General features: G+C 40.8%; 11 protein-coding genes and 3 tRNA genes. 4 read left to right on the top strand and 10 right to left on the bottom strand.

The genetic code is table 11. The annotated features are described in order from the left end of the window. The first annotated feature begins 27 nt into the window (after window positions 1-27). Window positions 28-231, top strand: coding sequence for a hypothetical protein (locus CDG60_RS12870; RefSeq protein ID WP_087511859.1), 204 nt, complete (start codon window positions 28-30; stop codon window positions 229-231). A 20-nt stretch (window positions 232-251) separates the two neighbouring features. Here the strand turns inward: CDG60_RS12870 and CDG60_RS12865 are convergent, their stop codons facing one another. The 7 genes from CDG60_RS12865 to CDG60_RS12835 all read right to left on the bottom strand — a co-directional run bounded on the left by CDG60_RS12865 (window position 252) and on the right by CDG60_RS12835 (window position 3,860). Beyond that, window positions 252-698, bottom strand: a complete 447-nt coding sequence (locus CDG60_RS12865; RefSeq protein ID WP_171405510.1) for a DUF2726 domain-containing protein — start codon at window positions 696-698, stop codon at window positions 252-254. A 61-nt stretch (window positions 699-759) separates the two neighbouring features. Next, window positions 760-835: transfer RNA gene (locus CDG60_RS12860), tRNA-Asn, on the bottom strand. Window positions 836-1,158: 323 nt separating this feature from the next. Further along, window positions 1,159-1,234, bottom strand: a tRNA-Asn gene (locus CDG60_RS12855). A gap of 5 nt (window positions 1,235-1,239) precedes the next feature. Then, window positions 1,240-1,315 (bottom strand) — tRNA-Asn (locus CDG60_RS12850). A gap of 249 nt (window positions 1,316-1,564) precedes the next feature. Next, a complete protein-coding gene (locus CDG60_RS12845) occupies window positions 1,565-2,203 on the bottom strand; it encodes a hypothetical protein (RefSeq protein WP_087511857.1) in 639 nt (212 codons plus the stop codon). Window positions 2,204-2,325: 122 nt separating this feature from the next. Continuing rightward, window positions 2,326-2,952 carry a superoxide dismutase SodB gene (gene sodB, locus CDG60_RS12840; protein WP_087511856.1) on the bottom strand — a complete coding sequence of 209 codons (627 nt, stop codon included), beginning with the start codon at window positions 2,950-2,952 and terminating at the stop codon, window positions 2,326-2,328. 149 nt (window positions 2,953-3,101) lie between these two features. Next, a complete protein-coding gene (locus CDG60_RS12835; RefSeq protein WP_087511855.1) occupies window positions 3,102-3,860 on the bottom strand; it encodes a Nif3-like dinuclear metal center hexameric protein in 759 nt (252 codons plus the stop codon). A 167-nt stretch (window positions 3,861-4,027) separates the two neighbouring features. Between CDG60_RS12835 and CDG60_RS12830 the strand changes: the two genes are divergently transcribed. After that, window positions 4,028-5,206 carry a S1C family serine protease gene (locus CDG60_RS12830; RefSeq protein ID WP_087511854.1) on the top strand — a complete coding sequence of 393 codons (1,179 nt, stop codon included), beginning with the start codon at window positions 4,028-4,030 and terminating at the stop codon, window positions 5,204-5,206. Window positions 5,207-5,332: 126 nt separating this feature from the next. Here CDG60_RS12830 and CDG60_RS12825 read toward each other — a convergent pair whose 3' ends face one another. Beyond that, complete coding sequence (locus CDG60_RS12825; RefSeq protein ID WP_394373886.1) at window positions 5,333-5,875, bottom strand: DUF2239 family protein; 543 nt, start codon at window positions 5,873-5,875, stop codon at window positions 5,333-5,335. 184 nt (window positions 5,876-6,059) lie between these two features. Then, window positions 6,060-6,395 (bottom strand): thioredoxin family protein, encoded by a 336-nt coding sequence (locus CDG60_RS12820; protein ID WP_087511979.1) that lies wholly within the window; start codon window positions 6,393-6,395, stop codon window positions 6,060-6,062. Window positions 6,396-6,535: 140 nt separating this feature from the next. On the opposite strand from CDG60_RS12820, the gene CDG60_RS12815 reads away from it, so the two are divergent. After that, window positions 6,536-7,528: an NAD(P)H-quinone oxidoreductase gene (locus tag CDG60_RS12815; RefSeq protein WP_087511852.1), complete on the top strand. Its 993-nt coding sequence runs from the start codon at window positions 6,536-6,538 to the stop codon at window positions 7,526-7,528. A gap of 494 nt (window positions 7,529-8,022) precedes the next feature. Beyond that, the gene (locus CDG60_RS12805) at window positions 8,023-8,529 is read left to right on the top strand and encodes a hypothetical protein (protein ID WP_087511851.1); all 507 of its coding nucleotides are present in this window, start codon (window positions 8,023-8,025) and stop codon (window positions 8,527-8,529) included. 128 nt (window positions 8,530-8,657) lie between these two features. On the opposite strand, the gene CDG60_RS12800 is transcribed toward CDG60_RS12805, so the two are convergent. Further along, a complete protein-coding gene (locus CDG60_RS12800; RefSeq protein WP_087511850.1) occupies window positions 8,658-10,004 on the bottom strand; it encodes a CitMHS family transporter in 1,347 nt (448 codons plus the stop codon). Window positions 10,005-10,327 lie beyond the last annotated feature (323 nt).

Genomic DNA, 10,327 nt, shown 5'->3' with positions numbered 1-10,327 from the left:
GAAACGCCATTTTTAACGGTCTGTTTTATGACGCAACATAAAAAATCGCCATTAACACGGAAAGTCATTTTATTGGCAACGCTAGGCTTATGTATTCCTGTTTTTTTAGTTGGAATGGCTTTTCTTGCATTAAAGAGTGATGCTGAAAATCAGAAAAAATATCAGCAGCAAAGGCTTGAACAGGCTCAGAAAATTGCTGAACGTGAGCGGGCAGCTAAAGAACAGAAATAGTCTGGTCTGATGATTCAGCTTTAGGAAGCTATATCCTGTTTAAGTTGCCGTACGGTCGGAATTTCTGTGTAACGACATACCTTGTAGCCTGCTTCATGGAGCATGGCATCCCGTAGGGCATCTTCTTCCTCTTTTCCTTCATGACTGGGATCATCCAGTTCAATGACCGCCAGTACATTCATGGACTGATCAAGAATTACAAAGTCGGTGACTTTGCGGTTAAAACGGTTTCTGACTTTATAATTCTGACTGGTGATCAGTGCGCTGAAAGCAACCTGAGCAAGAACGTGCTGTGCAGGAAATGCTTCATTCAGACGGATAAACATTTTCTGCTCAAAAGGCGTGATAATTTTTTTGGGATGGTATTGTTGTGAGCGGAACAGATGCTGTCCAAAGACCAACAGGATGAATGCAACAGTCGCGATACAGCCGATGAAAATGAAAATAATCTGAAAATCAAACACAATGCTGATACAACTGACAGGCTGAATAAGAAAAACCCACTCATAGTGAGTGGGTTTTAGAATCTGGCTCTCCAACCTGGGCTCGAACCAGGGACCTGCGGATTAACAGTCCGTCGCTCTACCGACTGAGCTATTGGAGAATCTGCACGCATTCTATGGGGCAAATGCAGCAGGGTCAAGCATAGAGCTATGAAAAAGTTTAAAATTGCGATCAAATGTCTTAAAAATAGTCATTTGTATTCTATGCATATAAATCCGCGACTTAGATTATTTTCTGTGGCTTTTAATGGGCAATGGCTGAAAAGGGGTTTTCTTTTTATATTCCTGTTTTGCCTTTCTTACAGTGACTAAATATCTAAGCGTATAAGATTCAATGGTCATGTAGATGATGCGGTTCAGATCATTTATGCTGATGATGGCAATAAAAAAAGCCCACTTCATAATGAGTGGGCTTTTTAGAATCTGGCTCTTCCACCTGGGCTCGAACCAGGGACCTGCGGATTAACAGTCCGTCGCTCTACCGACTGAGCTATGGAAGAATAGATGGCTCTCCAACCTGGGCTCGAACCAGGGACCTGCGGATTAACAGTCCGTCGCTCTACCGACTGAGCTATTGGAGAATCTGATGCGCATTTTAGGGATGAAACTGAACATGGTCAAGTGAAATTGAATGAAAACCCTGTTAAATGTTTTTTTATTGTCCATATTTAAAATATTTGCTTATATATTGATTATTTTTGAAGTTTTCCTGTTCTTTATTGACGATTGAATGATGATGCTGGTGCTATAAAAATTATTTTCCAGCGTAGTATTTATTTTTAATCAGTTTATTTTTTAATACGACAGTTATCCTGTGCACGGGATTATTTTTATTTTCGGGTACTGAATTTTTTATTGAGTTTTTGATCGTAGTTAAAGTTCGCAATGTCTTTCTGACTGAGAAAATCAATGAATCTGAATTGTCTGTTGTTGAGCTTGTGGAAAACAGATGGTCTACTTTTGGCTTTATTCTGGCAAAGAACACAGATCAGCATAGCCGTTTCAAGAATTTGATCATTGCTGATCAATAATCCCTGTTGAACCTGAAGTATAGGCTCAGATGTTGTTCTGGAAAAAATATCAACGACCTGTATAGGCTGAGCGGTGTATAGAAATAATTTCCGTTCTGGTTCATAGGCTGTTATTCGATAATTGGTTTCGTGCCTTTCTAAACTGAAACTCGTAATATCAGCATATTTAATTTTGGCTTTACGGGTATATTGAATAACTTCAAAATCGTCTAAATTAAAAATAATACGGGGTGTTCTGCGTTGAAAGACCATCCATAGCAGATAAATGCTGAAGATAAATAAAATCAAAAGAACAATCACTGCAATACCGAAAAGGGGCGTAATGTAGTCTGAATATTGTAAAAATTTAAAGCAGGCAAACTGTATCGCAATCATACTGATGAAAATAAATGCTATACGTCCAGAACTGGCTTTGATCACATGAGGTTGTATGGCCATTGTTATACGATGTTCTTTTTATTGGGAAATACTTTTTATATGCTAATAAAAAATCGCTCTGTAAAAGAGCGATTTTTGTAAATAATTCAACTGATATTCAGTTGAGTCCTTACGGACTTCAATTATTTTTCAACGCCAGCAGCAAGACCTGCATATTTAGCATTTGCATAGTCCCAGTTTACAAGACTTTCAAGGAAAGTTTTGATATAAACTGGACGTGCATTACGGAAGTCGATGTAGTAAGCGTGTTCCCATACGTCAATTGTTAATACTGCAACTTTACCGTGAGCAAGAGGAGTATCCGCATTTGAAGTTTTCAAGATAGAAAGTTCGCCATTTACTTTGTCAGCAACCAGCCAAGCCCAACCTGAACCGAACTGAGTCGTTGCAGCGGCAGCGAATTCTTCAGCAAATTTTTCATAAGAACCGAAAGCTTCATCAATTTTAGCAGCCAAAGCGCCTGTTGCAGCACCGCCACCGTTTTTAGCCATACAGTTCCAGTAGAATGTGTGGTTCCATACTTGAGCAGCGTTATTGAAAACACCTGCTTTAGAAGCATCGCCAGCAACAGCTGTGATGATTTCTTCTAAAGATTTACCTTCAAGGTCAGTACCTTTGATCAGGTTGTTCAGGTTTACAACGTATGTGTTGTGGTGTTTGTCATGGTGGAATTCAAGCGTCTCTTTGCTGATGTGTGGCGCTAGATCTTCGTAACCATAAGGAAGTGCTGGTAAAGTAATTGTTGACATGTTTTAAATTCCTTGCAATTTGCTGGGTTTTAACATTAAGTGGCTTTATTGTAATGGATTATTCGACTGATTGTGCATCACTTTAAATAACAATACACAATATAAGCTGAATTAATACGCATAAAGAAAATGCTAAAACCTGAGAAAAATTAAATCGGGTTGTTTAACTCGAAATAACTATACTCAATATTGAACTGTTCTGAAACAGCTTTTGCCAGCTGTTGCACACCATAGCGTTCCGTTGCATGGTGACCGCATGCAAAATAATGTACCCCCAGTTCTTTGGCTTCATAAAAAGTCCGTTCGCTGACTTCGCCAGAAATATAGGCATCACAATTCTGCTGGGCTGCTTTGCCGATAAAATCCTGTGCACCACCGGTACAGAAGCCGACTTTCTGAATCGTGGTTTTCTCCGCAGGCAGATGGATTGCATTAAAAAGCAGACGTTCAGAAACAAAAGATTTAAAAGACTCAGGTGTCATTGCCTGTTTTAAGTAGCCAGTATTGCCAATCGGATGCTTTTCTTCAGGGTCAAGTGCTTCCAGGTTTTCCAGTTCCAGCAGATCGGCTATCGCGGCGTTATTGCCTAATACAGGGTGCGAATCGAGCGGTAAATGATAGGCAACCAGTGAAATATCGTGCTGAATCAGACTTTTGATCCGTTTCCCACGCATTCCTGTAATCGGATACGCTTCACCTTTCCAGAAATAACCATGATGTACAAGCAGTAGGTCAGCACCCTGGTCAATCGCTGCATCTACAGCATCCTGAGAAGCTGTTACAGCACATAAAATTTTGCGGACTTCCTGTTTACCTTCGATCTGTAAGCCGTTTGGGGCATAGTCTTTAAATTCGCCTGTTTTCAGGGTCTGATTGCACCACTGAAGTATGTCCTGAAGTTTAGCCATATAAATTCTCAAATCTGTTTAGATATCATCAAAGCATAATCTGAATTGTAACTAAAGCATCACAAATCTTTGCTTCTATTTTATGTATCAACTGGTTTTTCGATTTACAATAGTGAAGAAATTACTTAACCATCAACATATTAATAATATTTATAGAGGATATAGACGTGCGCCGGACCTTTACATGGTTACCCTGGGTGTTGCTCATTATCGTAATTATCGGTTTTATTGGCTGGCAGCAATATCAGAAACCGAAAGCTCCCGTTGCTGTAGACGGCATTAAAATGCCTGCCGAAAAAGTTGAACCGCTGATTGATACAACGCGAGCTGGTGGAGTGGTCTCTTACAGTGCAGCTGTGAAAGTTGCAGCACCAGCAGTAGTCAATATTTTTACAACACAAAAAGTTAAACAGCTGGATCATCCACTTTTGAATGATCCGGTTTTCCGTGAGTTTTTTGGAAATCAGATTCCAGATCAGGGGCAGGATCAGAACGAAAACAGCCTGGGTTCAGGGGTAATCGTACGTCCTGATGGTTATATTCTAACCAATAATCATGTGATTGCACAGGCTGACCAGATCGTGGTGGCTTTGCGTGATGGACGTCGTGCTCAGGCTAAAGTGATTGGAACTGATCCTGACACTGACCTTGCTGTGATTAAAATTGAACTGGATAAATTACCGGTTCTTCCGTTTAAACTGAGTGGCAATGAAGTTGGGGATGTTGTTCTGGCGATCGGTAACCCATTTGGTGTGGGGCAGACGGTCACGCAGGGGATTGTTTCTGCAACAGGTCGTTCAGATCTTGGTATTAACACCTATGAAGATTTTATCCAGACAGATGCCGCTATTAATCCAGGTAATTCGGGGGGGGCGCTGATTGATGTTGCGGGTAATCTGATTGGTGTAAACACGGCTATTTTCTCTCAGTCGGGTGGATCACTGGGCATTGGTTTCGCGATTCCAGCGAAAATCTGTCAGCAGGTTCTGAACTCTATTTTAAAAGATGGTCGTGTAGTACGTGGCTGGCTGGGAATCAGTCTGCTGCCAGTACAACAGGAAGATATTCTTGGACCTAAGCAGAATGGTGTGGTTGTTGCAGATGTTCTGAAAAATGGTCCTGCAGCTCAGGCTGGTTTACAGCGTGGAGATAAAATTATTCAGGTCGATAACGAAGTGATAACTTCTGCTTCGCATCTGATCAATTATGTTGCACTTCAGGCACCTGGCAGTCAGATTAAAATTCTGGCAGAACGTAATGGTAAAGCGATTACATTTGATGTGGCTGTAGCTGAACGAAAAGCACAAACCAGTGATTCTCAGTTTATTCCATTGCCTAAACGATAAGTTCTTTACAGCTTCACAGAAACCCAGCTTCAGCTGGGTTTTTTATTGGACTGAAAAGTACTTCCTGCGCTGAATATATGATGTTGAAAACTGGTCAGGATCAATGATTTTATTTTCCTGAACAGATCAGAATACAGATTCAGTTTTTTTCAAAAGATATGATTTCAAGTCTGCAGGATAATGCTCAATCAGTGCATCAAAAGCTGTTTTATTGCCCTGATACAGTGCTCGGGTCGCTTCTTCATAATGCGGCATATCACCCAGCATGGCAGACATAAAGCGGTCTACAGCCTGTTTAGCCATCATGATATTACTGCTCGATGCAGGATTATTCAGCTCCTGATCAATCAGTTTACGAATGACAGAGGAGGCACTGGCACTTTGCTGATCAAGCCAGTCCCAGTGTTTCTGTTGCAGAGTCACTTCACGGGATATTACACCCAGCTTAGGACGTCCAACTTTTTTAACTTCGGTTATTTCACCGTAACGTGCCTCAATATCCTGCGCAGAACCTGAAACGTCAATATCAATCTGCTGTCCGGTCTGATCATTAAAGATCAGAATATTCTGGTCGGTCGGAACATGATTTTGGATCTCTAAGGCAATATTCAGTAATGAATCACAGCATAGAAGTGTATTGCCTGCAAAGGCACTGTAGGTCTTTTTCATAATAAGCATCCATCAATTTAAAATAATTTTACCAGGGTAAAATTAAACATTGGGCTTATATTACCCGGGTAATAATAAAAAATAAAACAGAAAATGATCATGCTGATGCGATGAACATAGAAAATTAATTGAAGTGTTTATTTATAAAGGAAATAAAATTTTGAAAAATTCAGTGAGATCTGTTTCATGGGGAGATGGATTGTTGAATGATCTGAGTTATTTCTGTCAGGCTTTTTACACCTGCAATTCTTTTGATAATTTGACCCTGATGAAAGATCAGCGTTGAGGGTAGGCCATAGACGTTATAACGTAAACTGACGATTGGGGACTGATCAATATTGACCTTGCCGAATTTTATGGCTGGATCAGAATGGGCAAAGTCGTTTGCTGCCTGTTCGAAAACTGGAAAATTCTGAACACAGGGTGCGCACCAGTCAGCATAAAAACGGATGATGGAAAAACCTTCATACCATTCAAATTCAGAATAGTTGTCTTCGTTATAATGCATGATTATGTTCATTATTTGTTCCATAAAAGCATGATTATCAAGTTGCTGAATGCTGAGCCAATTATACATAAGTCCACTGTTATTCAAACTTCAACCGCTTTATGTTCAAATGGATAAAACTTGAAATGTATTGAATTAAAACGGAAGTCCTTATGTCACAGAGCAGTATGCAACAGGTCATTATCACTGAACCAGGCGGAGTGGAAAAGCTGGCTTATGAGCAGGTGGATCTACCACAGCCAGCGGCAGATGAGGTGCTGGTCAAAGTCCATGCGTTTGGTATTAACCGACCGGATATTTTACAGCGTCAGGGGCTTTATCCTATGCCGAAAGGTGTAACACCTGTGCCTGGGCTGGAAGTGGCAGGTGAGGTGGTTGCAACTGGGGCTGATGTTACACTGTTTAAAGTAGGTGATCGGGTTTGTGGACTGACCAATGGCGGTGGTTACGCAGAATACTGTGTTGTCCCTGAAAGTCAGACCATCACCGTGCCAGAGGGAACCAGTTATGTACAGGCAGCTGCAATCCCTGAAACATTTTTTACGGTCTGGGCAAATGTCTTCCAGATGGCTCATGCCAAAGCAGGAGAGACGGTACTTGTACACGGTGGTGCAAGTGGGATTGGAACAACGGCTCTCATGTTGTGTAAATCATTAGGTTTAAGCTCATTTGCAACTGTGGGTTCAGATGAAAAAGTTGCTGCAATCAGCCATTTAACGACTGCGATTAATTATAAAACGCAGGACTTTGAACAGGTGATCAACGAAAAAACAGAAAATGCAGGCGTGGATATTGTACTGGATATGGTAGGAGCACCGTATCTGGATCAGAATCTCAATCTGTTACGTCGTGATGGCAGACTGGTTTATATTGCCTTTCTGGGTGGAGCAAAAGCCAAAGAAGTCAAACTTGGGCAGATCATGATGAAACGGCTGACCATTACAGGTTCGACTATGCGCGCCCGAAATACTGCAGAAAAAGCGGAAATTGCCGAAGGGCTGATGGAGCATGTTGCGCCACTCTGGGCGAAAGGTGAATGTTTACCGATGATTTATAAAACTTTTAAGTTTGATCAGATTCAGGATGCACATGCTGCAATGGATACCGGTGATCATATCGGTAAAATTGTGGTGGAAGTGATTTAAAGGCACAGATTTTTTCCTGAAGCTGCTATTGAAAGCTTCAGGAAAAATTTCTAAAAGTTATGAGTGATCAATACTGTTTCTGAATCAGTCGAAAATTTTAGATAACAGTAAGCGTACTGGCAGACTGAACAGACGCCACCATGTAAACAGGGGTAATGTGAAAAAATTTTCGTAACTGAGCGTGCTGTTATATTTGCTGCGCTCTCTGTGTTTATAAGCGGGTGGTGTAATTACATAGGAAAGAATCAGTAAACCCACTGCTCCAAACAATAAAACAGCCTGGGACTGATGTGCAAAGAAATAATAAATCATATAAAGTGCTGAATAAAAAGAGATGCAGGCAAGAATGGCACTAAAGGAAAAGTTCATCATTATCTATAGTTTAGTCATGATTCTTTGAGCAGAATATCATAGATATCAGCTAAAGTATTTATATCTGTTTTCTGTGTGAAACTATGCGAAAATAGTACATTAATTTTATTTCCAGGACTCCCATGACAGATTCTTCTGCATCTTTAAGCGATATTGAAATTTTGGACATACTTCACTCTATGAAGAATGATGTTCTGAATACAGAAGCACAAGAAATTATCCGAAATGGTGGTAAGGCTGGGCGTCAGGAAGCGCATAAACAGGCACTGGTTGCGCTGAATCAAAGTTTTGAAGAAAAATTTGTTGAGGCTGTTGTTCTTGCACTTGGGCTGAACGATGCTCAGGCAAAGAAAATCCGTTATAAAAAAGACCGTATCCGTATTTTAAAAGCCTGTGGTATTGATTACCTGGAGATTGACGGTGCAGAAACCGCTCAGGTACTGTCTCAGGTTGCACAGGCTATTGTGCGTGAAGATGCGGTAGTGACACATGACCTGCATAATATTTTTCCTTTCTGGAAAGAAGGCTGGCCAATGGTTCAGTTTGATAATGTTTATAAAATTCTTGAAGATGATATTTCGATTCATTATCAGGCAACGCTGGATGAGCTGTTAAAAAAGCATAACTGATCAGCGATTTTTAGTGTGAACCATGCTGCTTCAGCATGGTGAACTGAAAAGATTAAGTTATAAAAAAAGCACCCAATTCAGGGTGCTTTTTTATTTTATGCTTATGTTATCCGACTGCTGTCAGCTTATCAGCCCAGTGTGGAATAGAGTGGGAATACTCCAAATGCCAGTGCTGCTACCATCATGACTAGACAGGTAACAATCGCCCATTTGATCGTGAATTTCTGATGCTGACCAAATTCAATACCCGCAAGACCGCAGAGCAGGTAAGTCGATGGAACCAGTGGGGAAAGTAAATGTACCGGCTGCCCAACAATTGAAGCACGTGCCATTTCAACTGGGGTAATTCCATAGTGACCTGCAGCTTCTGAAAGAATCGGCAATACACCATAATAGAAGGCATCATTGGACATAAAGAAGGTTAAAGGCATACTCACAATCGCAGTGATGGGTGCCAGATAAGGTCCCATACTTTCAGGAATAATAGCCACCAGTTCTTTGGACATGGCATCGACCATTCCCGTTCCTGCCAGAATACCTGTGAAAATACCCGCTGCAAAGATAATACCGACGACGTTGAGGGCACTGCCGGCATGGTTTGCAACCAGTGATTTCTGCATATCAACATCTTTATAATTCACCACCAGTGCAATACACAATGCAATCATAAACAGGACCGACATTGGCAGGACACCTTTGATCAGACTGATCATCAGTACCAAAGTCAGTAAACCATTGAACCATCTTAAATGCTCGCGGTTCGCTTCTGGATTGCTGGAAATCTGAATATTGTCACCATGACTGATATCCAGTTCAACAATACCCAGGCGCTTACGTTCCATACGGCCATACATGAAACCGACAAAGTAAAGCCAGCCGATTGAAAAAATCATTGGGAGAATCATCGGGACAAAGACATCACTGGCATCTACATGCAGTGCGCTTGCAGCACGGGCAGTTGGACCACCCCATGGTGTTAAGTTCATGATACCGCTGGCAAGCATCATCAGGCTCGCCATAATCAGCGGACTCATGCCTAAGCGTTTGTAGAGCGGTAACATGGCTGCCACACAGATCATGTATGTGGTGGAACCATCGCCATCAAGTGACACAATCAGGGTCAGGGTAATTGTACCCATGACGACTTTGAGCGGATCACCCTTGACCAGTCTTAAAATAAATTTTACAGATGGATCGAAGAGACCTGTATCAATCATAATGGCAAAATAAAGAATAGCGAAAAGTAACATCACACCTGTAGGTGCAAGTTTCTTCACACCGTCAAGCATCATTTCGCCTAAACCACTGAGTTCAATATGTGCCAGGCTTTCTACGCCCATAAATGATCCAAGACCATAGGCAATCAGTGCAAATAAAACAGGAATAAGTGTTAAAGCCGCAAGAGCGGTCATTCGTCTGGACATGATCAGGTACATAAAGCACAGGATCATGCCTAAACCGAGAATGGTCAGCATGGTTCAATCCTTTGATACAGGTTAAAAGAGTTCTAATTGTTGTGTCTGGATGACAGATGCTAGGCTTTTTTTTTGTGAAATTAAATAATTGCAGATAAATATGAATTGCATGCACATTATGTTAAAAAATAGTAATTAATTAACAATAGCTTGTATTGTTGTGATTGAGGTCGCACTAATAAAAATATCAGAATGAATTGTTTCCAAACTGTTAATTTACCGGGATTTATTGTTTTTTTGTAATCGTGATGGCCGAGCTTTGTACAAATGAATATTTCATAAATTGATGATTAATTATGGTGATTTTAGGTATTTTATAAAAA

Source organism: Acinetobacter chinensis, assembly GCF_002165375.2.
Taxonomy (GTDB): Bacteria; Pseudomonadota; Gammaproteobacteria; order Pseudomonadales; family Moraxellaceae; genus Acinetobacter; species Acinetobacter chinensis.
This window is presented reverse-complemented; position numbering and strand designations above follow the sequence as displayed.